We start from the raw sequence: 23,319 nt of genomic DNA on the forward strand, positions 1-23,319 counted from the left end.
GCCCCCGGGCTCGCTTCAACCGGCGAACTCGACCGCCTGGGGACGCGCCCTGCGTGCCGTGACCGTACTTCCGACGGACGCCAGCACGATGAAACCGATGGCCAGCCACTGGCCGCTGGCCAGGTGCTCGCCGAGCAGCAGCATCGCCAACAACGATGCGACGGCCGGCTCCAGGCTGACCATGATGCCGAAGGTCTCACTGGGCAGCCGCTTGAGCGCCATCATCTCCAGCGACATGGGGATCGCACTCGATACGATCGCCACACCCAGGCCGGCCAGCAGGATCATCGGGTCGAGCAGGCTGGTGCCCGCGTGCGCCACGCCATAAGGCACGACGACGAGACTCGCCGCGACGAGGCCGAGCGACACCGATTGTCCCGCATGCAGATGCCCGGCCTGTTTGCCGAAGAGAATGTAGAGCGCCCAGCAGACGGCCGCGCCGAGCGCGAACATCACGCCCGTCGGATCCAGCGTGCTGTTGTGTCCGAACGGCAGCAGCATCATCAGGCCGGTGATCGCACTAGCCAACCAGACGAAGTCCACCGCACGACGCGACGCGATCATCGCCACGGCGAGCGGGCCGCTGAACTCGATCGCCACGGCGATACCGAAAGGAATCGTCCTCAGCGCCAGGTAGAACAGCAGGTTCATGACGCCGAGCGTCAGCCCATAACGAATGACGAAACCCGCGTCACGGCGGCTCAACGGCCAACGCCACGGGCGCCAGAACAGAAGCAGGACCAGCGCGGAGAAACCGACGCGCAATGCCGACGTACCTTCGGCACCGATCAGCGGAAAGAGCTTCTTCGCGAACGACGTGCCGATGCACAGCGAGGTGACCGAACCGAGCACGGCGAGGGCCGGCAGCCAGAGAGAGGAACGTGGGGAAGTCATGCATGCACTTTAGCCGTTGCCGCGAAGCGCGCCCATGGGATGGGCGCGACTCCTGACACGGATGCTAGACATTTTGTTTATGATGGACATATAGTCCACATCGATCCCGCCCGAGCGACCATCGCCATGACCGCCCTGCCCGACTTCCGTCTTGAAACCTACTTCTCGCGCTGGGAGTTCGCGGCGCGTTACCACCTGACGGCGTCGGACGCCGAGAGCCTGCGGGTCGACGAACTGCTCGCCCTGGCGGAACCGGCCGACCGCGATGCCTTTTCGTCCCTGCACCTGGGCTACACGCAGACCTACGGAGCGCCAGCCTTGCGCGAGGCGATCGCCGGTCTTTACGACACGCGCGGCGCCGATGACATCCTCTGCTTCGCTGGTGCCGAGGAAGGCATCTACATCGCCATGCGCGTCCTTCTGGGTACGGACGACCACGCCATCGTGATAACGCCGAACTACCAGTCGGCCGAGACCGTGCCGCTGTCGATCTGCGAGGTCACCGGCGTTGCCCTGGATCCTGACGATGGCTGGTCGCTCGACATCGACCGCGTAGCCGCCGCCATCCGGCCAAACACGCGGGTGATCTCGATCAATTTCCCGCACAACCCGACGGGCAAGATCCTCGAGCGTGATCGCTACGACGCGCTGGTGGCGCTATGTCGCAAGCAAGGTATCTGGCTTTTCAGCGACGAGGTGTACCGCCCGCTCGGTCCGCCGGGTACCGAGCACCTGCCGCAGGCTGCCGACCGCTACGAGCGCGGCATCTCGCTGGGTGTCATGTCGAAGGCTTATGGCCTGCCAGGACTTCGCGTCGGCTGGATCGCCTGCGCCGATCGTGCACTCCTGCAGAAGATGGAGCGGTACAAGCACTACCTGTCGATCTGCAACGCCGGCCCGTCGGAACAGCTGGCACTGATCGCCCTCAAGGCACGCGCGACGATCCTCGATCGAAACCGCCAGATCGTCGGCAAGAATCTCACGGTCCTCGATGCGTTCTTCGCCGAGTGGCCGGAGCACTTCGCGTGGTATCGGCCGGACGGCGGCTGCGTGGCCTATCCACGCTATCTCGGGCCCGGCAGTGTCGAGTCATTCGCAGCCGACCTCGTCGAACAGGCAGGCGTACTGCTGTTACCCGCCGAGCACTACCGATCCGAACTGGCTCCGACACCGACCGACCGTTTTCGTATCGGCTTCGGCCGCGCCGATTGCGCCGAGGCGGTGGCCGCACTCGACGACTACCTGCGACGCTGAGGACAAGACATGTCTGGAAAAAACACGGCCTTTGGTTCTCTGTTGGCGGTCCTTGCCACCGTGGTCGGCGCGGATAACCCGGCGATGGCGGCGAGCACGCAGAACGGAGTGACCCAGGAGGAGTCGCGCGAAGCGCCGGGCCGGCCGTCGCCTGGGCACACCTACAAGTTCGTCTTCGACATGAACACCTCTCACGATGCCGCCCTCGGCTTCAATCCCGGCTTGCGCGCACTCGCCGCCCTTATTGCGGACTACGCCTCGTACGGCATCGACGCCAGGCATCGTGCCATCGTGGTCGTCTTGAATGGCAGCCACGCCGAGATGGCCCTGACCGACGCCAGCTATCGCCGCCTCCATGATGGCCAGGGAAATCCCGCCATCGGGGATATGCAGGCGCTCGAACAGCTTGGCGTCGTCTTTACCGTGCCTGCCAGGGACGTCACGTCCCTGGCCATGCATGCCGCGGATATCCAGCCCGGCGTGAAGATCGGTCCTCGGGCGAGCATCGTCTATCTCGACCTTGAATCGGAAGGTTACGTCTTCAGCGGCCTGAAGAGCCTCATGACCGAATAGATTCCGATGCCTGGCCAGAAACGACGCTTAACGATCTTCCGCCTTGCGCTTCTTGACGTACTCCCTGTACGCCTCGATGCCGACATCACGACGGAGCAGTTTCGAGTCGGGGTCGATCGTATAAGTCGCGTGCTCGGGTAACGTCAGCTCGCCCTTGCCGCCTGTCATGGGCAAGGTCAGCACGTGATCGTCGACACGGACGTCCACGGGCAAYGGGAAGGGCCCGTTGCCCGGCACCACCCAGGTCAGGTGCAGTACCTGTCCGTCACGAGTCAGCTGAAGGTCGGGTAGCGCCGCCTGGTAAAGATAGACATTGAAGAACCAGTGCAGGTCCTGACCGGTCACGTTGTCGACGATGTCGATGAAGTCGGTCGTGGTGGCATAGCGCGGCGAGATATTGCCGGGTACGGGGTGCTCGGTTCCATAGACCAGCAGACGCACCGAGCGATAGAACGCCTCGTCACCGATGAGGTTGCGCAGGGTGTGCAGGACCAGGGCACCCTTGCTGTAGATGTCCTGACCGGGACCGCCGCGCTTATCCTCGTAGACATCTTCCTCGCGGCGTGATTTCCCCGAGACGATGGGATGGTGGTTGGCCAGTCCGCTGCGGAGCTTCATCAGGCTGGCGAAATAGGCCTGCGTGCCGCCGATGGACTGCGCATAGAGCGGCTGCATGTACGTCGCGAAGGCTTCGTGCAGCCACATGTCGTCCCAGTTGGCATTCGTCATCTGGTTGCCGAACCACTCGTGCGAAAGCTCGTGCTGTAACAGGTCGTCGTAGCCGTAGGCGGTCTTGGCGTAGGCATTGCCGTAGGCGTTGACGGTCTGGTGCTCCATGCCCTTGAAGGGCGTTTCGACGACGCCCATCTTCTCCGCCGCGAACGGGTACGGACCGATGGTGCTTTCAAGGAAGTCGAGCATCGGCGGGAACTCGGCAAACAGCGCGCGTGCTTTCGTCTCGTCGTCCACATACCAATAGTGCAGCGGGATGACGTTACCGAAACGGCTCGCATACGACGCGGACAGCTCGCGATATGGCGCGATGTTCAGCGCAACCCCGTACGTGCTGACGTCGTGACTGCGCCAGTGGTACGTACGCATGCCATTGACCTCATCCATGCCGACGGCAACACCATTGCCAACCGCCACGAGCGGCGCCGGTACCGTGACGTGCTCGTCGACCAGTTTCGGACGCCCCATCGGATGATCGATGCAGGGCCAGAACAGGTCGCAACCTTCTCCTTCCACGGCCGTGGCGACCCACGGCTGGCCATCGGGTGTCTTTGCCCAGACAAATCCACCGTCCCACGGCGCATGGACCGCGACATGGGGACTACCATGGTAAATGACCCGAACCGTGGTACGAGCCCCCTTCTCGAGGGGCTGCGGGAGATCGATCTCGAGGCGCCCCTCCGGGTTGCGGTAAGCGGTGCGCGGTAACGGCTTGCCGTCGACGTCGACCTGGTCGATGGGCAGGTTACGGTCGAGGTCGACCACGACCCGATGCAGCGGGGCGGTCGCCGCGAAGGTCAGCTTCGCGTCGCCCTCGAGCCAATGGCGCACGGGATCGACGCGAAAGCTCAGGTCGGCATGTTCGAAGGTCACCGCCAGCTGTTCCGGTGCACGGGGCGCGCCGGAATTGACGGTAAGGTCGGTCAGGGGCGGCGGGCCCGGCGGGATGGCCGGTGCCGAGGGCGTGCAGGCGACAGTGCTGAGTGCGAGGCTGGCGCCGAGCAGGAACGTGTTACGCATGATCGAATAGGCCGTCGGGGAAGCGGGGACCGGGCAACCATACTGACCCTCGCGTGTGTCGTCATCGGTCTTTAGAGGGGTATGACGCGGATGGCGGTTCCATGTAGAGCCGGGCAGACGGATCGATCGGTGGTTCGTGCAAGCCAATGCGATCCCCGGTGATTCACAGTGCGACGTCGATAGAACCAGGCACATCGAGGTCGTTGTGAACACAGTCAAGCTCCTTTCCTTGTGGGTGGCGTGCTCCCTGGTCGTGGGTGTCACCCACGCCCACCCTGGCCCTGGCATCGATGCACCTGCGGCATCCGCCACCGGAGCGCTTCCCGTCGAGGGCCGGATGCCAGCACTCAGCGGTGCGACGTCATGGCTCAACGGGCCCGCCCTGACCGCCTCCGGCCTTCACGGGAAAGTCGTCCTCGTCGACTTCTGGACGTTCTCGTGCATCAACTCGCTGCGACCGCTTCCCTATCTCCGTGCGTGGGCCACGAAGTACCAGGCGCAGGGGCTCGTCGTCATCGGCGTGCAGTCACCGGAGTTCGCTTTCGAACAACGCCTCGACAACGTGCGTGACGCCCTGGCGAGTCATGCGATCTCGTTCCCCATCGCTGTCGATAACGGACACCGGGTATGGAATGCTTTTCAGAACGAGTACTGGCCAGCGATCTATCTCATCGATGCCGAAGGGCGCATCCGTTATCACCACTTCGGCGAAGGTGACTACGACCAGACCGAACGCGCGATACAGGCACTCCTGGCCGAGGCGGGCACCTCCCATGTCGACCGTAGCCTCGTGAGCGTACGCGGTGATGGCGCCGAGGCGGCGCCCGACTGGGACAACGTGAAATCGCCCGAAACCTACCTGGGTTACGCACGGACGGAACGATTTGCGTCGCCCGGCGGCCCCGTGCCGGACGCGCGGCACGCCTACACGGCACCCACGCCGCTCGATCTCAACGATTGGGCGCTCGCCGGCGACTGGAGCATGGGCGCCGAAGCGACCACGGTGCGCAAAGCCCACGGGCGGCTTCTTTTCCGCTTCCATGCGCGCGACCTGCATCTGGTGGCGGGCCCCGCGACACGCGGCTCACCACTGCATTTCCGCGTGCTCATCGATGGCAAGCCGCCAGGCAGCAATCATGGCGCGGATACGGACGAGCAGGGCAACGGGACGATCGACGGCCAGCGCCTGTATCAACTCATCCGGCAGAAGGCCCCCATTGACGATCGAACGTTCGAGATCGAGTTCCTGGAACCAGGGGCGGAGGTGTTTGCCTTTACCTTCGGATGATCAAAAAAAAGGCAGAGCGACTGCTCTGCCTTTTCGGACGAACCGTGTCGGTCGATCAGAACGGAATATCGTCGTCATCGAAACCTTCGTTGACCGGCGGAGCCGAGCGCTGCGGGGGCGCATTGCCGCCGCGGGGCTGACCGTAGTCGTCGCCGCCGCGCGAACCGCCGCCGAAGTTGCCGCCGCCACGCTGCTGGCCACCCGCGCCACCACCGTAGTTGCCRCCACCACCGCCACCACCGCCCGCACGTGCCTGCTGGGGACGAGCACCGCCACCCTGGCCGCCGCCGAATCCGCCACCGCCACCGCCGCCGCCTTCACCGCCGGCATTGCCGCCGAGCATCTGCATTTCGTTGCCGATGATGTCGGTCGAATAGCGCTCGACGCCATCCTTGTCGGTGTACTTGTCGGTACGCAGCGAGCCTTCGATGTAAACCTGACGACCCTTCTTCAGGTACTCACCGGCGATTTCAGCCAGCTTGCCGAACAGCTTCACGCGGTGCCACTCGGTGCGCTCCTGCTTTTCGCCGGAGGACTTGTCGGTCCAGGCTTCGGACGTGGCGATGCGCAGGCTGGTGATCGCCGTGCCGCTGCCGGTGTACCGGGTCTCGGGATCCGCGCCGAGGTTGCCGACAATAATGACCTTGTTGATACCGCGTGCCATGGATTTCCCTCGTAAACGTGTCTTCGGACGCCGGCCCGGACCGGGCGGGCGCTCCCACCCATCATAGCCAGCCAGCCTGCGCGACGCGCGGGCCAACGGGGGCGGACCGGGTAGTTTGGGCGATGGCCGCCCCGACCGCAAACCCTTCGGCGTGGGCGCGAGCCCCTGCGCGCCGCCGCGCCAGTCTCATTCCCATGTGATCTGCACGAGTGCCACGCCGGGAGCATTCCCGGGCTGGAGTCGGCCGACCCTGACATACCGTGCCTCGAAGCGAAGTTCCGGCGAGACCCCTGCCAGGTCGAAGCGCACAGGCGTGGTCCCGTCGGGCAAGACGGCTTGGCCCGCACCCGTGCGCAAGGCGATGGCCACCCCTCGAGCGTCCCCCATCGTCGCCAGGTAACGGGGATCCTCCACCGCCGCCGTGGCGTGAACGGTGACCAGGGCATGGGTGGCGCCGACGCAGTCCGCGCCGATGAACGCCGCCGATTGCCAACGGCTGCCCTCGCCGACCGAGGGCAGCTCGGAGACGGCGACGCTGCCCAGATCGATACGGATCCGGTTGGCGACGAGCGAACAGGACGGCGTGACCGTGCCGACGACATCGAACTGGAGGGTGTCCGCCGACCGCCCGGGCGGAGCCTGCCTGCGTACCTCGCTGGCCTTGCCGGAGGGCAGTGCAAGCAGGATAAGGAAACCGAGCATGCCCGAGGCGACCGGGCCGCAACGTCGCCCGCTCATTCGCACACCCCCGTCAGCCGCGTCAGGCCAAGGGCAGCCTCGCCATCGGTTTCCATGCGAACGATGCACTGGTCCTGCGTCCGCCTGCCCCAGCGGACCGTGAGCGCCGCACCTGGCACGACGTTGCGGACGAAGATGTTGCCCGCCTGGCCCACCACGCCGACCGAACGTCCCTCGCTATCCAGAACATCGGCACCGAACGGCGGCGGAGCGCCGTCCGCCTGGCGCGCCACCAGCAATGCGGTGCGCCCGACATCGGTGTCGAACGGCAATAGAACCAGGGCCCCTGCCGTGGGCGCGACACGTCGGCGTGTCGAAAGCAGGCTCACGTCCAGCGACAATCCCGCCGGGTCGATCTCGATGGGGTTCCATCGGAAGGGAGCCAGTTGGGGTACCACACCGTAACCACGTCGATCGAGCCGGACGCCCGTCGCGGAGGGCAAACGCGCACCCACCGCTCCCGGCGCATGCACGAGAGCCATCGCCTCCCCGACTCGCTGCGTTCGCGTGATGCCGTCGCGGTGAAGTACGAGCCCTCCGGACGTCGCGAACGACTCGGCGTGCGCGCCACGACTCCGATCGACGGCGACACTCGATTCACCGCCGCCCGACAGGTGCGACGCCGACAGGCCGATGGCTCGATCGCCTCCCGCGTCCTGTGCGAGGAAGGCGCCGTAGCCCACTTCGCGCTCCCTGCCCGTCACGCCCATGACACCGAGCTGGATGCGACTGGCATCGTGACGCGCGCCCTGTCCGGCCAGAGTCAGCGTCGGTGCGGTCGGTGCCCAACCCAACGGAATCGACACACCGAGACGCGCGCTCACGTCGTTAGCCGCGTGGCGCAAGGACACATCCAGCGTGGCCCGTCGCCATCCACGCGTCCATGCGAACGCGACGGATGTTTCCGTTCGGGGCCGGTGCGACCCCGAGCGATGCTTCGTTCGGCGCAGGTCGCTACTCGCGGTGAGCGCACCGTTGCCAGCGGGCAACTCACGTTGCAGCACGATGTCCAGTCGCTCCTCGCCGGCATCGCCGACCTGGCCAGGGGACCGACGTTGACCGGTACCCGGCAGGGCACCGCCCCGCTCGCGCGCGAGGCTGACCCACATGCTCGTCCCGTCGTGCCAACGCCGACCGTGGCGAACGCGCCACGCCCTGCTGCGCGCCGGCCGGGAGAATGACGAGAAACGCGCGGTACGGGTACCGGTGAAGTCGACGGCAAAGGCGCCAGCCAGGGTATCGACGGCGGCTCCGAACAGGATCGAGTGACTACCGGCCCAGCCACGCCAGCCGCTATAGAGGGTGGTGTCCCGCGGCAGGCCGCGTCGCCAGCTCGCCTGCACCAGCGCGCCACCACGACCTCGCGTTGTCACCCCACGACCCACGCTCATCGAAGCGGACGTGCGCCCTTCGCCGAGCAGATCGGGCATCGCGAAAAACGGTACGCGAAACGACGTGCGACCACCGTCTTCCTCCTCGACGGTGACTTCCAGGTGGCCGCCGCGCCCGAAGCCCTGGAGGTCGTCGATGATGAAGGGACCGGGCGTAACCGAGAGTTCTCGCAGGAGCACGCCGGCCTGACTCACGCGGACGACAGCGTGTGTCCGCGCCACGCCGCGTACCCGCGGTTTGTAGCCAGAGCCAGCGTCGTCCTCCATGCGTGCGTCGCTCGCAACGCTCATGCCATGCACGCGAACGGGCGCAAAGCTGCCATCGGACACGACGAACTCGCCCGCCCGCCACTGCGATCGCCAGGCCTCGATCTGCCGCTCGACGTACAGATGGCGACGTCGGTAGCGCGATGCGCTCCATGCTCCCGCGCTACGCAGACGCCAGTCCCCTGCATTGATCCCGGCCTCGAGCGCCAGAAACCGCGCCGTGCGCGAATGCTTGCCCATCGTGTTGCGATGCAGGTTGGCGTGCCAGCCGAGCTGCCCGGACGCCACGCCCGCGTCTCGCTGCACGGGCGGCACCAGACCGGAACGCCGACGCGCACGCGATGCCTGCGGCACTTCGATGTCCAGCCGTTGCTCGCTCACGTCGAAACGCGACGTTGCGCCGGGAAGATGATCGGACAGCGGACGACAGCCCTCGTCGTCCGTCGCAAGACTCGCCGGAAGCGTGACACCGAATGACACCAGGTCCGCACGCGACACACAGGGGATCGCGTCGGACGCCTCGTCCTCGGTGGCGAAACGAACACGACGGCGCCACTGCCACTCACCGTTCAACCACACGTCGGCATCGTAGGTGCCAGCCATGACCGGATTGCCGCGGGTATAACGGGAAAGGTCGATCTTCATCGCGTGACCACCTGGAAGAAATGCGGGATTGAACTGGACCGTCTTGCCGACGGGCGGTGCATCGGTCCCGGCTTCGACGCGCGTCACGCCGAGAATCAAGGTGACGGTGACCGGCCACATACAGGCGCGCAGGCGGCGCGAGCCACCGCCCCGGGATGCGCTTGCTTCAGTCATCGGCCACCGCGTCAGCGGTGACCTTTGCCGCCGCGGGAATCACCGCGCCGTAGTCGTTGATCGTGGCGAACGTCACCGCCGCTGCGGCTGTGGGAGACATGCCTTTCGGCAACGGCCACGATGTCTGGCCCTTCGCCATGGCCATGCCCCCACCGAGCGAGACGGGCTTACTCGAGGTACCGCTGGCGGCGATCTCAACGTCGTTGAACGAGATGACATAGGGCGAGGGATTGACGACACGCAGCTGGAACAGCGCGCCAACGCGCTCGACCGACCACGTCAGCAAACCCGGTGCGCCAGCAGGCGCGATGGAAAGGCCAGACGGCCGATGCAACAGCTTGAGCCGGTGCCGGAAGGCGAATTGCAACGTATTGGTCGCCGCTGCTTCTTCCGGACTCGGGGGAATTTCGAGCACGTTGAGCCAGTACAACACTTCACGATCCGACGGCGGACGCCCGGCGACATGGACGATACGCAAGGCATGTCCGCGTCCGGGGTCGATGCGGAATACCGGCGGCGTGATGGCGAACGGTGCGCGCGCGTTCTCCGGCGTGGATCGAGCGTCACCGTCGTCGATCCACGCCTGGACGAGCGCGGGCTCCTGGCCCTTGTTCTCGATTCGAACTGCGATGTCGCGACTGGCGCCCGGAAACACGACTCGCGTGCCGCCGATGACGACGCCTGCCCTCGTCTCGCCGACCACGCCGACACAGACCAGGGCAAGGCTCATGATGGTCCGGGCGCGACCCCTCACTGGTAGACGACCTGAAAGCCGACGCGCGAGTTCGCCGTACCCTTCTCGGCTTTACCCGTGCTGTAGTAACGCGCGATCAGCGGTATCACGGCGCCGTTCGATGCGATCGTCGCGACTTGCGAGTCTTCGGTGTACAGGTTGATCGGTGTGCCGTCGGCATTGGCAATCTGGATCTGCACGTTCTTCGCGGCATCGGCGCCCGCATCGATATTGAGGCGGCCGGTCGCCCGGTCGAGTGAGGGGCTGGCCGGATCGAAACGGATCTTCGCCAGCACGCCATCCAGGCACTCCTCATTGCCGCCGATCCGGATCTGGAACCCGCGATCACCGGCGGTCTGACCCGCGGCGACAAGGTTGCCCGCACTGATGTCGCCGAAATCGACCGCTTTCGTGGCAGCTCCCGACCCCGGCGGCTTCCCCTCCACCAGACATGTCGTGGCCGTGATGCGGCCGGTGATGTCGATGGTCCCGTCATTGGCAGCCAGCACGGGCGATGCAGGTATCGCAACGAGCGCGACAGCGAGTGACGAAGTAACGAACACGTTCATGGCAGCGACCTTCTCGGTGGGGGACGGTCAGTCTCTGCGCATGACCCGGCGCCATCGATACGCGCGCGCTGAAACGCGAGCCGTCGCACGACCCGCTTGCGGGCGAGTGGACATCCCGTGCCATGTGAGGGGTCCCGAAGCGCGCCGGGGCTGCCCGAGCCAGGGCACGAGAACATGCCGGCCCGGCCCGGCACGCCCGCCCGGAACCGTCATTTTTGCGGATTCCCTTGGCCTGCACGGCCAATCCACCTGAGCAGACCCTATACTGGGGGCCGATTTGTCGCACACGAACCTGGTCCATGGATTCCATCGCCGATCGCACCACCTCCCTCGACTTTGCCGGCGTTCGCGCCCTGGCAGCCGACGACATGAAGGAGGTCGACGCGCTGATCCGGCACCGACTGTCTTCCGACGTCGTGCTGATCAATGCCATCGCGGACCACATCATCGCCGGTGGAGGCAAGCGCCTGCGCCCGATGCTGCATGTGCTTGCCGCACGAGCCGCGGGCTACGGCGGGCAGGAACACGCGAAGCTGGCGGCGATCATCGAGTTCATTCATACCTCGACCCTGCTCCATGACGACGTGGTCGATGAGTCCGACATGCGCCGCGGCCGCAAGACCGCAAACGCCCTCTGGGGCAATGCGGCCAGCGTGCTGGTCGGCGACTTTCTCTACTCGCGCTCGTTCCAGTTGATGGTGGAACTGGACGACATGCGGATCATGCGCATCCTCGCCGACACCACCAACACGATCGCCGAAGGCGAAGTGCTGCAGCTGCTCAACATCGGCAATGCCGACGTGGACGAGGCGTCCTATCTGGCCGTGATCGAGCGGAAGACCGCCGTGTTGTTCGCCGCCGCCACCGAACTCGGTGGCGTACTGGGTGGCCTGCCCGAGAATCAGATCGCCGCCCTGCGCCGCTATGGCATGGAGCTCGGCTATGCGTTCCAGATCGCCGACGACCTGCTCGATTACGTGTCCGACGCGGAGACGCTCGGCAAGAACATCGGCGACGACCTCGCCGAGGGCAAGCCGACCCTGCCGCTGATCTATGCCATGCAGTCGGCCGATGCGGAGCAGCTGAAGTCCCTCCGCCACGCCATCGAGCACGGCGGCCTCGATTCGCTGGACCGCATCGTGGCAGCGATCCGCGATTCGGGTGCCCTCGAGCGTACCCACGATCGCGCGGTTTCCCACGCCAGCGCCGCGCGAGCGGCGCTTGATGAGATCGCCGCGTCGCCGTTCCGCGACGCGCTCGCCGCCCTGGCCGATTATTCGGTCGAGCGGCGCTTCTGACCGACCGCGCGGATCACTTCTTCGCGAAGGCTTCCGTCAGCCATGCGCGCATGGCGGCATAGGCGCGGTTCGCCACCTTGGCGTCGTAGCGGCAGTTGCCCGTCGTCGTCGTGGCTTCCTTTTCAGTGAAGCAATGGACGGCCCCGCCGAAGTCGGTGGAGGCCCAGTCGACCTTCGCGTCGCGCATTTCCGCCTCGAACGCCGCACGCTGTTCGGGGGGCACGTTGGCATCGTCGGCACCATTCAGGGCCAGCACCTTGCCGTGGATGTTCGACGCGAGCTTCGGGTCATCGGTGGCGAGCAAGCCATGGAAGCTGACCACGGCGGCGACGTCGGCACCGGCGCGTGCGAGATCGAGTACGGCGGAGCCGCCGAAGCAGAAGCCGATGGCGGCCAAGCGCGCGGGATCGATCGGGGCGTTCTTTTCCTGTGCCTTCAGCTCGGCGAAGGCACGCGACACGCGTGCACGCATGATCTTGCGATCCGCGTAGAGAGGCTTCACCGCCGCGCCGGCTTCGGCTTCCGATGTCGGGCGCGTGTTGCCGCCATACATATCGGTCAGCAGGATGACGTAGTCCTTGCCGGCGATGTCCTTGGCTTTCGCAAGAGCCATGTCGTTGATGCCGTACCAGTTGGGCACCATCACCAGGCCCGGACGCTTCGCGGTGACCGCATCGTCGTAGACCAGGAAACTCTTGTAGGTCACGCCGGCGTCGGTCCACTGGACTGGCTTGGCGACCATCGCCGCGGACGCCGCGCCGATGTGACCGAGGGCGAGCAAGGACAACAGCAGTAACGAACGACGCATGACGTGACTCCCTGGTTTAGTGCGGCAAGCATAGGCCCGGCCGCACGAACTGGGTAGTTACAGTCCCGCGGCGTGACGTGCCAGCCGACTCTTGAGTGGGCCGATGCGATCGAGCAGGCGAACGCCGATGCCACGGGCGGTGACCAGCGGCGATGCCTGCCAGGCGTAGATCCGGGCAAGCGCGTCGAACGACCAGGCGTCCAGACCGTCGGCGCTGCGACGACGACGCGCGTAGCGGCGCAATACGTGCGTCGCGGCGAAGTCCCTGCCCGCGTCACGCGCGTCGACCAGGGTGTCGCGAAGCTCGACGACATCGCGCAGGCCGAGGTTCACGCCTTGACCCGCGAGGGGGTGGACCGCGTGCGCCGCATCACCGAGCAGAATCAGTCGTCCTACCTCGTAGCGCTCGGCCAGCTTCAGCCGAAGCGGAAACGCGACCCGCCGGCTGACGGCACGCACGGGACCCAGCCTGAAGTCGCTGGCGATGCCAAGCGCATCGCGGAAGGCGTCATCATCCAGCGCCAGCACGCGCCGGGCGTCGGCCTCGGGCAAGGACCAGACGATCGAACTGCGGCCATCGGCCAGGGGTAGGAAGGCCAGGGGTCCAGAGGGCAGGAATCGCTGCCAGGCCGTCCGTTGATGGGGCTCGGTCGTCTCGACGTGGGCCACGACCGCACGTTGCGCATAGTCGCGGCCCTGCGTACCGATGCCCACCATGGCCCGCAGCGGCGATTCGGCGCCATCCGCGGCGACGACGAGCCGCGCCGAGACGACCTGGCCGTCGGCCAGGTCAAGCTGCGCCCGATCTTCACGCATGGTGTAAGCGATCACTTCCGCCGGGACGATGCGGCGTACGCCGGCGTCGTCCAGCGCGTGCCATAGCGTTGCCTGGACGAGATTGTTTTCGACGATGTAGCCGAGCACGTCACGGCCCTCGTCGGCCGCGTCGAAATGGATGGCAGCCCCGTTCTCCGCGTCCCACACGTGCATGCGCTCATAGCCGGAGGCACGCGCGTCGCGGATACGCGACCAGACACCCAGTTGGTCGAGCAGGCTTACCGACGACAGCGCGAGCCCGACCACACGCAGATCCACCTCGTCGGTGGCTGCCCAGGCGGCGGACTCACGCGCGTCGATCAGGGCAACGGAGAAACCGGCACGCGCCAGGGCCAGCGCCGCGGCGGCACCGACCATGCCACCGCCGACGACCGCGACATCGAGCAGGCTGCCGCGGCGACGCGCGGGCTCGTTCTGCCAGGACTCGCTCATGGCGTTTTCTCCCGCACCGCCAGCGGCGCGTGGGGCCGGAAGCCCATGCCCCGCCGACTCAGCGCATGGCGCAGCGGCGGGACCCGATCGAGGGCGAGCATCGCCAGCGACCGCAACGGGCCCAAGAATGGCTGATCGAGACAGGCCAGACGGACCAGGCCGTGGCTCATGACCATCGTCCCCTCACGATCTTCCGCGCGCCGTGCGGCGTATTCCACCAGCAGGTCCCGGGCGCCCGGATCGGTCGCTCCGGTCACCAGTTCGGCCAGGGTGAGCGCGTCGCGCAAGCCCAGGTTGAAGCCTTGCGCACCGATGGGATGCACGGTCTGCGCCGCGTTGCCGACCAGGACGGCACGCTCGGCGACGAGGTGGTCGGCAGCCACGCGTCGAATGGGATACGGCGAGCGCTTGCCGGGGCGCGAGAAACGGCCGAGGCGCCAGCCAAAACGCTCCTGGGCGAACGCGGCGAAAGCGGCATCATCCATCGCCGCCACGGTGGGGGCGAGATCGGCCGCGACAGTCAGGACCACCCCGACCCGGCGATCGGCCAGGGGCAGCACCGCGACGGGGCCATCATCGGTGAAACGCTCGAACGCACGGCCGCGCGGGTCGCGCTCGGGGGTCATCGTGCTGACGAAGAGCGCCTGTTCATAGTCATGCTCGCGCGTGCCGATGCCGAGCTGGCCACGGATGCCCGACTGGGTTCCGTCCGCCCCGACCAGGAGCGGCGTCAGGATGTGCCGCGTCTCCCCGGCCGTCGACACGGCCACCGACCACCCACCGTCGACGGCCTCGATGCCCTCGACCCGTGCGGGCGCGAGGCGGGTCAGCAGCCGGCAGCGGTCGAGGCGACGCAGCAGCGCGGCACCGAGTTCCCTCGCGGGCAGGGTCCAGCCAAGGGCGTCCACCCCTTCCGCGGCCGCGTCCATGCGCAAACTGCCGAAGTCCCCGGCACGGCTGGTATGGATATGCGTGATCGGGGTGGCCCGGTCCTGCGCAAAATCCCAGACCCCGATCGCCGTGAGGCCGTTCACGGTCGCCCGGGCCAGCGCAAGGTTGCGCTCGTCGTAGCTGGGCTGGTCGTCCACGCGCGGCGCAGCGGCCTCCACGAGGATGGCCGGCAATCCCGCGTTGTCCAGGGCGATGGCGAGGCTGGCCCCGACCAGGCCGCCGCCGACGATGAGGATGGGTTCGGAAGAAGTCATGACCGGATGATAACTCCACCGATAGAATGCCCCGATGGGCAATCGACTTTCGAAGATCTACACACGCACCGGTGACGATGGCACGACCGGCCTGGGCGATGGCAGCCGTACCGGCAAGGACTCCCTGCGCGTCACGGCTTACGGCACCGTGGACGAACTCAACAGCGCCATCGGCATGACCATGGCTGCCGACGGGGTGGACGACGACATCCGCGAAGCGCTGGTACAGATCCAGCATGAACTCTTCGACCTCGGTGGCGAGTTGTGCATTCCCGGCATGGCCATGGTCGAGGCCCGCGACATCGACCGCCTCGAGACCGTGCTCGACGCCTTCAACGCGGATCTGCCCGCCCTGAAGGACTTCATCCTGCCCGGCGGCGGGATGGCGGCGGCGTCCTGCCACCTGGCCCGAACGATCTGCCGTCGCGCCGTGCGCGACGTCGTCGCGCTCGGCCGGCTCGAGGAGGTGCGACCCGAAGCGCAGCGTTACCTGAACCGATTGTCCGACCTGCTGTTCGTCATCGCGCGCGTTCTCGCCCGCCGCAGTGGCCACGGCGAGGTGCTCTGGCAGCATGAGCGCCGCCCGCGCGGCTGAGTCGGCGGTGTAAGCTCAATCGCCAGGCGCGTCGATCGACGACGCGCTCTCCAGGGGTCCAGAGCTATGGGTGATTTGCCATCGTGCGGTGCGACCGGCGATTCTGCTAACTTGGCCGCCTTTCGAACGAATAAGACCGAGCCTGTGACGTCACGCAACAGCATCCTGCCTAAACGCCGCCTGCTGGCGACAGCCGTCGCCTTCATCGTCTCGAGTGCCGCCCAGGCCGTCCATGTGGCGCCTACGACGGCGACGCCATCGCAGGGCACGACCACCCAGGCGGCGCCCGTCGCCACCTGCGCCCTGGGCTCGTTCTTCTGTCCGTCCCGGCCACTGAACTTCAACCTGTGCCGTCCCAACGCCATGCTGGGGTTCTACGAGCCGGAAATCACCAAGGACACGTCGCTGCGGGAAACCGCGGTCACGGACGTTCACTCGGGTATCGACGACGGCAATGTCGGCGGCGTCAAGGTGGAGAGCCCGGAGCCGGACGTCTATCACCTGACTGGCGGTGTCCGCCTCGAACGCGCCGACCAGGTCATGCGCGCCGACGACGTGACCTATAACTCGGACTCGACGGCTTACGACGCGAAGGGCAACGTGCGCTACCAGGAGGCCGGGATGCTGGTTTCGGCCGATCGCATGACCGGCACCACGACCCCCAACCAGGCCGATGCCGACCACGTCGCGTATCAGCTGCTGCAATCGCGTGGCAACGGCATCGCCGATCACGCCAAGGTGATGGACCCGCAGCACGGCCGTTTTTCCATGGCCACGTACTCTACCTGCGACATCGGCAACCACCAGTGGGAGTTCCGCGCGAAGACGCTGAACCTGAACAAGGACACCGGCGTTGGCGTGGCACGCAGCGCGACCATCCGCTACAAGAATGTCCCGTTCATGTACCTGCCGGTGTTCTCGTTCCCGCTGGACGATCGCCGCAAGAGCGGCTTCCTCTATCCGACGTTCGGATCGAACAGCTATTCGGGCGCGTACCTCACGCTGCCGTATTATTTCAATCTCGCGCCGAACTACGATGCGACGGTCGAGCCGGGCTTCTACAGCGATCGAGGGCTGATGCTCGGCGGTGAGTTCCGTTACCTGCTGCCGCAATCGAACGGCAGCTTCGACCTGCACTACATGGCCCACGACAAGGGGCCTGACCAGGACATCAGCGGAACGAGCGACCGTGACGGATCCAAGCAGCGCTGGCTGTTGCAGATCGCCAACTCCACCAATCTCGGCGACGGCTATCACTTCGGCGCGAACGTCAACCGCGCCTCGGACAACCAGTACTTCCGTGACTTCGGCAACGATCTCTACTCCTCCGGCGTCGGCCTGCTCTCGTCCAGCGCCTATGTGACCAAGGGCGGCAAGTACTGGAGCGCGGCGCTGGGTGCGGACGATTACCAGAACGTCGATGCTGGCCTGCCGAACTACGTGGCGCCGTATCGCCGCTGGCCGCGTGGCACGTTCAACTTCAACATGCCGGTGTTCAGCTGGCTCGACGCGGGTATCGACACCGAAATCGTGAACTTCCGCAAGGAAGACGCGGCGCCGGTCTCTCCCGGCGTGCCGGGACAGGTCGATGGCACGCGACTCGACCTCGCACCGTTCCTGGCCGCTGACTTCCAGGGCGCCTCCTGGTTCGTCCGTCCGCGCGTCGAATTCCGCAATACGGACTACCGCCTCAACACCGATTACCAGCACTACAACTACGCCGAGCGCGATCCGTCCCGGTCCCTGCCAATCGCCAACGTGGACGCCGGCCTGATCTTCGACAAGCAGACCAGCCTGTTCGGCACCAACTACACGCAGACGCTCGAGCCGCGCCTGTATTACCTGTATGTGCCGTACCGCAACCAGAACAACCTCCCGCTGTTCGATACCAGCGAGATGTCGTTCGACTTCTGGCAGCTGTTCACCAACAACCGCTTCTCCGGCGCCGACCGCCAGATGGACGCGAACAACCTGACGGCCGCCCTGACCACTCGCCTGCTCGACGATCACGGCGTGGAACGCATGTCGGCGAGCCTGGGCCAGATTCGCTACTTCAGCGACCAGAAGGTCCAGTCGCCCCTGGTGGCGCCGACCAACTTCGCCGGTTCGGACTACATCGCTCAGCTGAGCATGCAGTTCAACGACGACTGGCGGATGAACAGCTCCTACCAGTGGAACCCGAACAAGAAGCCGAGCCCCTACCTGGGCACCGACGGTCAGCCGTTCGACCAGGGCCACGACACCGATCTGGCCACGGTACAGATCCAGCGCCGCATCAAGGGCGACGGCATCATCAACTTCTCGTACCGCTATCGTCGCAACGTGATGGAACAATTCGACACATCCGTGGTCTTTCCGGTGTCCGAGCGCTGGCGCGCACTGGCGCGATGGGTCTTCGCCCGCCGCGACGTGCTCCCCGTCACCGTGCCCGGCACAGGCACCTTCAATACCTTCACGTTCTCACATCGCACGCTGGACGCGGCCGTGGGCGTCGAGTACGACAGCTGCTGCGTCGCCTTCCGCGTACTCGGCCGCCACTACGTGCACGACTACACCCGGCAGACGGCCAACGCGATCATGTTCGAGATGGAATTCAAGGGCCTGGGCTCGTTCAACCCGGAGACAGGCAGCTATCTGCGGCGTGCTATCCTTGGCTATCAATAAGAGGGGCAGGTGCCCCAGGCTCCCTATTCGATGAAGCAGATTCTTGCGTACTCCCTGCTCGCCGCGGCTCTCGCGTCGGTCGTCCCCACCGCCCATGCCCAGCTGATGCCATCGGCCCAGCCGGCACAGGGTGGCAGCGCCGCCGGCGGCAACGGCACGCTCGATCGCATCGTCGCGGTCGTCGAGGACGACATCATCCTGCAGAGCGAACTGGACGAGGCGATCAATGCCATCGTCAAGCAGTACGCCGCCAATCCTGCCCAGCTGCCGCCGCACGACGTGCTGGCGCGGCAGGTGCTCGATCGCCTCATCCTGATGAAGATCCAGGTCCAGCAGGCGTCCAACCAGAACATCAAGGTCTCCGACCAGGATGTCGACCAGGCCGCCGCCAACGTCGCCCAGCAGAACAAGATGTCGCCGGAGCAGCTGCGCGCCGCGGTCGAACAGGATGGCTACAGCTACGCGGGCTTCCGCCAGCAGCTGTCCGACCAGATCACCGCCCAGAAGCTGCACGAAAGCGTGGTTCGCGACCAGGTCAACGTGACCGATACCGAGGTCAACAACATGCTCGCCAGCCCGACTTACAAGGGCGGCGAAGTGCACCTGGCGCACATCCAGATCAGCACCCCGGCCAACGGTAGCGCGAGCGACATCGCCGCCGCCCAGAACAAGGCCGACGAGACACTCAAGGCGATCAAGGGCGGCATGGACTTCAACGCCGCAGCCATTCGCTTTTCCGATGCGCCCGACGCCCTCGACGGCGGCGATCTCGGCTGGCGCCGGCTCGACGAAGTGCCGCCGGCTTTCGCCGATGCGGTCACCGGCCTCAAGCCCGGCGACAACACCGCCGCGCTGCGTGGCCCGACCGGCTTCCACATCCTGAAGCTGGTCGAGACCCGCCAGCCGGGCCGGCAGATCGTCACCGAATATCACGCCCGTCAGATCCTGATCAAGCCGTCCGAAATCGTGACGCCGGAACAGGCTGAGAAGAAGGCGCAGGACATCTACACCCGTGTGGTCGACAAGAAGGAAGACTTCGCCAAGATCGCGAAGGACGACTCCAAGGACAACACCACTGCGAACAACGGCGGTGACATGGGCTGGTTCGCGCAGGACGCCTGGGGCCAGGCCATTGGCGCCCAGATCGCCGGCCTGAAGGACAACGAGGTCTCGCACCCGATTCAGACCGATGCTGGCTGGATCGTCATCCAGCGCCTCGGCACGCGTCAGAGCGATCTGACCGACCAGCTGCAGCGCGATCAGGCTCGCCAGGCCATCGGCAATCGCAAGGCCGATGCGGCCTACGAGAGCTACCTCCGCGAGCAGCGTTCGTCGGCTTACGTGAACATCCTCGTCCCGGAACTCAAGGATCCGGACGACAAGCAGGCTTCGGCCACGCCCGCCGCCCAGTAAGCCGTCATGACCGCGACCACCCTGCCACGGCTCGCCGTCACTGCCGGTGAGCCTGCCGGGGTAGGTCCCGAACTCGTCGCCCGCCTGGCGGCGAGCGACCTGCCCGCCGATATCGTCGCGATCACCGATCGCGACCTGCTTCGCCGGGCCGCTGCGATCTGCGGCATCGAACTCACGATCAGCGACGACGATGGCTCCCGCCTCACGGCACGAGCCGCCGGGCACGTGCGCGTACGACACGTGCCCCTGGGCGAGCGCGACACCCCCGGCACACCGAGTCCCGCCAACGCACAACACGTGCTCGACATGCTGGCTCTGGCGGCCGATGGCTGCTTCGGCGGTGAGTTTGACGCGGTGGTCACCGGCCCGGTACAGAAGTCCAGCATCAACGACGCCGGCGTGCCCTTCAGCGGCCACACCGAGTTCTTTGCCGAGCGCGCCCACAGCGATGTCGTGATGATGCTGGCAAGCCCGGAGCTTCGCGTCACCCTGGCGACCACTCACCTGCCGTTATCGGCGGTGCCTGCAGCCATCACGCCGGTTCTGCTCGAGCGCACGCTGCGCATCGTGTCACGGTCGTTGAGTTCCCTGTACGGCCTCGCACACCCGCGCATCGCCGTCCTCGGCCTCAACCCGCACGCGGGCGAGGACGGGCACATGGGGCGGGAGGAGATCGATACGATCATCCCGCTGCTGGAGCGGCTGCGCGGCGAGGGTATGGAGCTGCTCGGCCCGCTACCGGCCGACACCGCCTTCGTGACCGCCATGCGCCCCCGCTACGACGCCGTCCTGGCGATGTACCACGACCAGGCGCTACCGGTCCTCAAGAGCGAGGCCTTCGACAGCACGGTCAACGTGACGCTCGGCCTTCCTTTCATCCGCACGTCCGTCGATCACGGCACGGCGCTGGACCTCGCCGGCACGGGCCGCGCGAATCCGGCCAGCCTGTTTGCCGCGGCGCGACTCGCCATCGTCTTCGCCAACCATCGGGCCGCCGTATGAACGCACGCCCCAAGAAAAGCTTCGGTCAGCACTTCCTGCACGACAGGCGCTATCTCGACCGCATCGTCGCCGCCATTGCTCCGAAGGACGGCGATACCGTGGTCGAGATCGGCCCCGGCGAGGGTGCGATGACGATTCCGCTGCTGGCCGCAGCCCGCCGGATGACGGCGATCGAGCTGGATACCGACCTGATCCCCGGCCTGCAGGCGCGCGCTGCGGACGTCGGCGAGCTGCGTATCGTGCACTCGGATGTCCTCAAGGTGGATTTCACGGCATTGGCGCGCGAGCTCGGCGCGGAACGCCTGCGTATCGCCGGCAACCTGCCCTACTACATCTCCAGCCCGATCCTGTTCCATTGCGTCGAGCACGCCGCGGCGATCCAGGACATGCATTTCATGCTGCAGAAAGAGGTGGTCGATCGCATGGCTGCCGAGCCCGGAAGCAAGGTGTACGGGCGGTTGAGCGTGATGCTCCAGCTCGCCTGCAAGGTGACACCGCTGTTCACGGTGCCTCCCGGCGCCTTCCGGCCGCCACCCAAGGTGGACTCCGCCGTCGTCCGGCTGGTCCCGCTGCCACCGGAGCAGCTGCCCAAGGGTGATGCCGCGAACATCTACAAGGTCGTGAAGGCGGCCTTCGCCATGCGCCGCAAGACCCTTTCCAACACGCTGAAGGGTCTTGTGGACGAAGCGACGATCCGGGATCTGGGCATCGATCCCCGCGCCCGCGCGGAAACCCTCCCCCCGGGCGACTTCGTCAAGCTCGCCAACGCGATCTGAAGGTTCCTGCGGGCATACTTGCCCGCCCTGTCCCCGTCCCCGACAATCGGTCCATGAACTCCAAAACACCCTACACGATCGACGTGGAGGTCGAATCCCGCTTCGTCCCCGACCAGTCGCAGCCTACCGACAACCGCTACGTCTTCGCTTACACGATCACGCTGCGCAATGCCGGTGAGACCGGCGCGCAACTGATGACCCGTCACTGGGTTATCAAGGATGCGAACGGCAAGGTTGAGGAAGTACGCGGCGACGGCGTGGTCGGCGAGCAACCGTGGATGCGCCCAGGCGAGTCGTTCGAGTACACCTCCGGCGCCGTCCTCGAGACGGCGGTGGGCACCATGGAAGGCACTTACAGCATGGTGGCCGATGACGGCACGCAGTTCGATGCCCCGATTCCGACTTTCGTGCTTTCGATACCGCGCACGCTCCACTAGGATCGACTCATGGATAGCGCGCACGCCGTCAATGGCGCCAGGGAGCAGCAGGACTGATGGCCGTCTACGCAATCGGCGACGTCCAGGGCTGCTACCCCGAACTCCAGCGTTTGCTGGAGAAAATTCGCTTCGACCCGGCGAGCGATCGCCTGTGGTTCTGCGGCGACCTGGTCAATCGTGGCGGCGAGTCGCTGGCCACGCTGCGCCTGATTCATTCGCTGCGTGAGCAGAGCATCATCACGCTCGGCAATCACGACCTCTCGCTGCTGGCCATCGGCCAGCGCCGTGAGGACGCACAACAACGGGTGAATCCGGAGTTGCGTGAGGTGTTGTTCGCCGACGATGCGCCCGTCCTCCTGGAGTGGATGCGCATGCAGAAGCTACTGCATCACGACGAGACGCTCGGCTGGACCATGATCCATGCCGGGCTCGCGCCAAGCTGGACACTGCGCCAGGCGCAGCGAGCGGCACTGGAGGTCGAGCGCGAACTGGGTGGCCCACGTCACCAGCGGCTGCTCAAGAACCTTTTCGGCAACCGCCCGCCAGGCTGGAACAATCGCCTGCAGGGCGTCGAGCGCCATCGGGCCACGATCAACACACTCACTCGCATGCGCTATTGCGACGTCGGCGGGCGCATCGACTTCGAAGGCAAGGGCACGCCCGGCACGCAGAAGCCGGGCATGTACCCGTGGTTCGAAGTGCCGGGCATGCGACGCCGCGAAACGAAGATCGTCTGCGGCCACTGGTCGGCTCTCGGCCGCTTCGCCGGCCTGGGCATCTACGCGATCGACACCGGCTGCGTGTGGGGCGGCCAGCTGACGGCGCTGCGCCTGGATACGCCGGAGCCGGAATACATCACCGTCGATGCCGAGCCGTACCGCCAGAAGCCCAAGGGCGGCGGCGACTGATC

General features: G+C 66.2%; 21 protein-coding genes. 11 read left to right on the forward strand and 10 right to left on the reverse strand.

Going from position 1 to position 23,319, the window contains the following annotated elements; genetic code table 11:
* Positions 1-15 precede the first annotated feature (15 nt).
* The gene (locus AC1DYM_RS02440) at positions 16-894 is read right to left on the reverse strand and encodes an EamA family transporter (RefSeq protein ID WP_477335613.1); all 879 of its coding nucleotides are present in this window, start codon (positions 892-894) and stop codon (positions 16-18) included.
* Positions 895-1,020: 126 nt separating this feature from the next.
* On the opposite strand from AC1DYM_RS02440, the gene AC1DYM_RS02445 reads away from it, so the two are divergent.
* Positions 1,021-2,148, forward strand: coding sequence for an aminotransferase class I/II-fold pyridoxal phosphate-dependent enzyme (locus tag AC1DYM_RS02445; RefSeq protein ID WP_477335615.1), 1,128 nt, complete (start codon positions 1,021-1,023; stop codon positions 2,146-2,148).
* A 9-nt stretch (positions 2,149-2,157) separates the two neighbouring features.
* Positions 2,158-2,721: a hypothetical protein gene (locus AC1DYM_RS02450; RefSeq protein ID WP_477335617.1), complete on the forward strand. Its 564-nt coding sequence runs from the start codon at positions 2,158-2,160 to the stop codon at positions 2,719-2,721.
* Between the two features lie 27 nt (positions 2,722-2,748).
* Here the strand turns inward: AC1DYM_RS02450 and AC1DYM_RS02455 are convergent, their stop codons facing one another.
* Positions 2,749-4,473 (reverse strand): M1 family metallopeptidase, encoded by a 1,725-nt coding sequence (locus AC1DYM_RS02455; RefSeq protein ID WP_477335619.1) that lies wholly within the window; start codon positions 4,471-4,473, stop codon positions 2,749-2,751.
* A gap of 205 nt (positions 4,474-4,678) precedes the next feature.
* Between AC1DYM_RS02455 and AC1DYM_RS02460 the strand changes: the two genes are divergently transcribed.
* The gene (locus AC1DYM_RS02460) at positions 4,679-5,761 is read left to right on the forward strand and encodes a redoxin domain-containing protein (RefSeq protein WP_477335621.1); all 1,083 of its coding nucleotides are present in this window, start codon (positions 4,679-4,681) and stop codon (positions 5,759-5,761) included.
* Between the two features lie 55 nt (positions 5,762-5,816).
* Here the strand turns inward: AC1DYM_RS02460 and ssb are convergent, their stop codons facing one another.
* From ssb to AC1DYM_RS02485, 5 genes are all read right to left on the reverse strand, one after another.
* Entirely contained in the window at positions 5,817-6,425 is a 609-nt protein-coding gene (ssb, locus tag AC1DYM_RS02465) for a single-stranded DNA-binding protein (protein ID WP_477335623.1), read from the reverse strand.
* 186 nt (positions 6,426-6,611) lie between these two features.
* A complete protein-coding gene (locus tag AC1DYM_RS02470; RefSeq protein ID WP_477335625.1) occupies positions 6,612-7,163 on the reverse strand; it encodes a fimbrial protein in 552 nt (183 codons plus the stop codon).
* Positions 7,160-9,640 (reverse strand): fimbria/pilus outer membrane usher protein, encoded by a 2,481-nt coding sequence (locus AC1DYM_RS02475; protein ID WP_477335627.1) that lies wholly within the window; start codon positions 9,638-9,640, stop codon positions 7,160-7,162. Before AC1DYM_RS02475 ends, AC1DYM_RS02470 begins: the two co-directional genes overlap by 4 nt.
* Positions 9,633-10,370 carry a fimbrial biogenesis chaperone gene (locus AC1DYM_RS02480; RefSeq protein ID WP_477335629.1) on the reverse strand — a complete coding sequence of 246 codons (738 nt, stop codon included), beginning with the start codon at positions 10,368-10,370 and terminating at the stop codon, positions 9,633-9,635. Before AC1DYM_RS02480 ends, AC1DYM_RS02475 begins: the two co-directional genes overlap by 8 nt.
* A gap of 20 nt (positions 10,371-10,390) precedes the next feature.
* Positions 10,391-10,942 (reverse strand): fimbrial protein, encoded by a 552-nt coding sequence (locus tag AC1DYM_RS02485; protein WP_477335631.1) that lies wholly within the window; start codon positions 10,940-10,942, stop codon positions 10,391-10,393.
* A gap of 299 nt (positions 10,943-11,241) precedes the next feature.
* Here AC1DYM_RS02485 and AC1DYM_RS02490 point away from each other — a divergent pair, with 299 nt between their 5' ends.
* The gene (locus AC1DYM_RS02490; protein ID WP_477335633.1) at positions 11,242-12,240 is read left to right on the forward strand and encodes a polyprenyl synthetase family protein; all 999 of its coding nucleotides are present in this window, start codon (positions 11,242-11,244) and stop codon (positions 12,238-12,240) included.
* 13 nt (positions 12,241-12,253) lie between these two features.
* Here the strand turns inward: AC1DYM_RS02490 and AC1DYM_RS02495 are convergent, their stop codons facing one another.
* The 3 genes from AC1DYM_RS02495 to ubiH are packed head-to-tail and all read right to left on the reverse strand — an operon-like array spanning position 12,254 to position 15,522.
* Complete coding sequence (locus AC1DYM_RS02495; protein WP_477335635.1) at positions 12,254-13,048, reverse strand: dienelactone hydrolase family protein; 795 nt, start codon at positions 13,046-13,048, stop codon at positions 12,254-12,256.
* Positions 13,049-13,105: 57 nt separating this feature from the next.
* Positions 13,106-14,317, reverse strand: a complete 1,212-nt coding sequence (locus AC1DYM_RS02500) for a UbiH/UbiF/VisC/COQ6 family ubiquinone biosynthesis hydroxylase (protein WP_477335637.1) — start codon at positions 14,315-14,317, stop codon at positions 13,106-13,108.
* The gene (gene ubiH / locus AC1DYM_RS02505; protein ID WP_477335639.1) at positions 14,314-15,522 is read right to left on the reverse strand and encodes a 2-octaprenyl-6-methoxyphenyl hydroxylase; all 1,209 of its coding nucleotides are present in this window, start codon (positions 15,520-15,522) and stop codon (positions 14,314-14,316) included. Before ubiH ends, AC1DYM_RS02500 begins: the two co-directional genes overlap by 4 nt.
* Before the next feature lie 34 nt (positions 15,523-15,556).
* Between ubiH and AC1DYM_RS02510 the strand changes: the two genes are divergently transcribed.
* The 7 genes from AC1DYM_RS02510 to AC1DYM_RS02540 all read left to right on the forward strand — a co-directional run bounded on the left by AC1DYM_RS02510 (position 15,557) and on the right by AC1DYM_RS02540 (position 23,317).
* On the forward strand, positions 15,557-16,117 hold the full coding sequence (locus tag AC1DYM_RS02510; protein WP_477335641.1) for a cob(I)yrinic acid a,c-diamide adenosyltransferase: 561 nt from the start codon (positions 15,557-15,559) through the stop codon (positions 16,115-16,117).
* Between the two features lie 144 nt (positions 16,118-16,261).
* Positions 16,262-18,781, forward strand: a complete 2,520-nt coding sequence (locus AC1DYM_RS02515) for an LPS-assembly protein LptD (RefSeq protein ID WP_477335643.1) — start codon at positions 16,262-16,264, stop codon at positions 18,779-18,781.
* A gap of 30 nt (positions 18,782-18,811) precedes the next feature.
* A complete protein-coding gene (locus tag AC1DYM_RS02520) occupies positions 18,812-20,194 on the forward strand; it encodes a peptidylprolyl isomerase (RefSeq protein ID WP_477335645.1) in 1,383 nt (460 codons plus the stop codon).
* Positions 20,195-20,200: 6 nt separating this feature from the next.
* The gene (gene pdxA / locus AC1DYM_RS02525; RefSeq protein ID WP_477335647.1) at positions 20,201-21,196 is read left to right on the forward strand and encodes a 4-hydroxythreonine-4-phosphate dehydrogenase PdxA; all 996 of its coding nucleotides are present in this window, start codon (positions 20,201-20,203) and stop codon (positions 21,194-21,196) included.
* Positions 21,193-21,972, forward strand: a complete 780-nt coding sequence (gene rsmA / locus AC1DYM_RS02530; protein ID WP_477335649.1) for a 16S rRNA (adenine(1518)-N(6)/adenine(1519)-N(6))-dimethyltransferase RsmA — start codon at positions 21,193-21,195, stop codon at positions 21,970-21,972. Before pdxA ends, rsmA begins: the two co-directional genes overlap by 4 nt.
* A 53-nt stretch (positions 21,973-22,025) precedes the next feature.
* The gene (gene apaG / locus AC1DYM_RS02535; protein ID WP_477335651.1) at positions 22,026-22,409 is read left to right on the forward strand and encodes a Co2+/Mg2+ efflux protein ApaG; all 384 of its coding nucleotides are present in this window, start codon (positions 22,026-22,028) and stop codon (positions 22,407-22,409) included.
* A gap of 56 nt (positions 22,410-22,465) precedes the next feature.
* Complete coding sequence (locus AC1DYM_RS02540; RefSeq protein WP_046968857.1) at positions 22,466-23,317, forward strand: symmetrical bis(5'-nucleosyl)-tetraphosphatase; 852 nt, start codon at positions 22,466-22,468, stop codon at positions 23,315-23,317.
* The last annotated feature ends 2 nt before the right edge of the window (positions 23,318-23,319 follow it).

The organism is Luteibacter sp. P1_D3, from assembly GCF_056406135.1.

Coding starts and splice junctions, on each gene's coding strand:
- pdxA (WP_477335647.1), top strand. CDS start 20,201: ATGACCGCGACCACCCTGCCACGGCTCGCCGTCACTGCCGGTGAGCCT.
- AC1DYM_RS02470 (WP_477335625.1), bottom strand. CDS start 7,163: ATGAGCGGGCGACGTTGCGGCCCGGTCGCCTCGGGCATGCTCGGTTTC.
- AC1DYM_RS02440 (WP_477335613.1), bottom strand. CDS start 894: ATGACTTCCCCACGTTCCTCTCTCTGGCTGCCGGCCCTCGCCGTGCTC.
- AC1DYM_RS02520 (WP_477335645.1), top strand. CDS start 18,812: ATGAAGCAGATTCTTGCGTACTCCCTGCTCGCCGCGGCTCTCGCGTCG.
- AC1DYM_RS02540 (WP_046968857.1), top strand. CDS start 22,466: ATGGCCGTCTACGCAATCGGCGACGTCCAGGGCTGCTACCCCGAACTC.
- AC1DYM_RS02450 (WP_477335617.1), top strand. CDS start 2,158: ATGTCTGGAAAAAACACGGCCTTTGGTTCTCTGTTGGCGGTCCTTGCC.
- AC1DYM_RS02495 (WP_477335635.1), bottom strand. CDS start 13,048: ATGCGTCGTTCGTTACTGCTGTTGTCCTTGCTCGCCCTCGGTCACATC.
- apaG (WP_477335651.1), top strand. CDS start 22,026: ATGAACTCCAAAACACCCTACACGATCGACGTGGAGGTCGAATCCCGC.
- AC1DYM_RS02485 (WP_477335631.1), bottom strand. CDS start 10,942: ATGAACGTGTTCGTTACTTCGTCACTCGCTGTCGCGCTCGTTGCGATA.
- rsmA (WP_477335649.1), top strand. CDS start 21,193: ATGAACGCACGCCCCAAGAAAAGCTTCGGTCAGCACTTCCTGCACGAC.
- ubiH (WP_477335639.1), bottom strand. CDS start 15,522: ATGACTTCTTCCGAACCCATCCTCATCGTCGGCGGCGGCCTGGTCGGG.
- AC1DYM_RS02490 (WP_477335633.1), top strand. CDS start 11,242: ATGGATTCCATCGCCGATCGCACCACCTCCCTCGACTTTGCCGGCGTT.
- AC1DYM_RS02475 (WP_477335627.1), bottom strand. CDS start 9,640: ATGACTGAAGCAAGCGCATCCCGGGGCGGTGGCTCGCGCCGCCTGCGC.
- AC1DYM_RS02480 (WP_477335629.1), bottom strand. CDS start 10,370: ATGAGCCTTGCCCTGGTCTGTGTCGGCGTGGTCGGCGAGACGAGGGCA.
- AC1DYM_RS02445 (WP_477335615.1), top strand. CDS start 1,021: ATGACCGCCCTGCCCGACTTCCGTCTTGAAACCTACTTCTCGCGCTGG.
- AC1DYM_RS02510 (WP_477335641.1), top strand. CDS start 15,557: ATGGGCAATCGACTTTCGAAGATCTACACACGCACCGGTGACGATGGC.
- AC1DYM_RS02500 (WP_477335637.1), bottom strand. CDS start 14,317: ATGAGCGAGTCCTGGCAGAACGAGCCCGCGCGTCGCCGCGGCAGCCTG.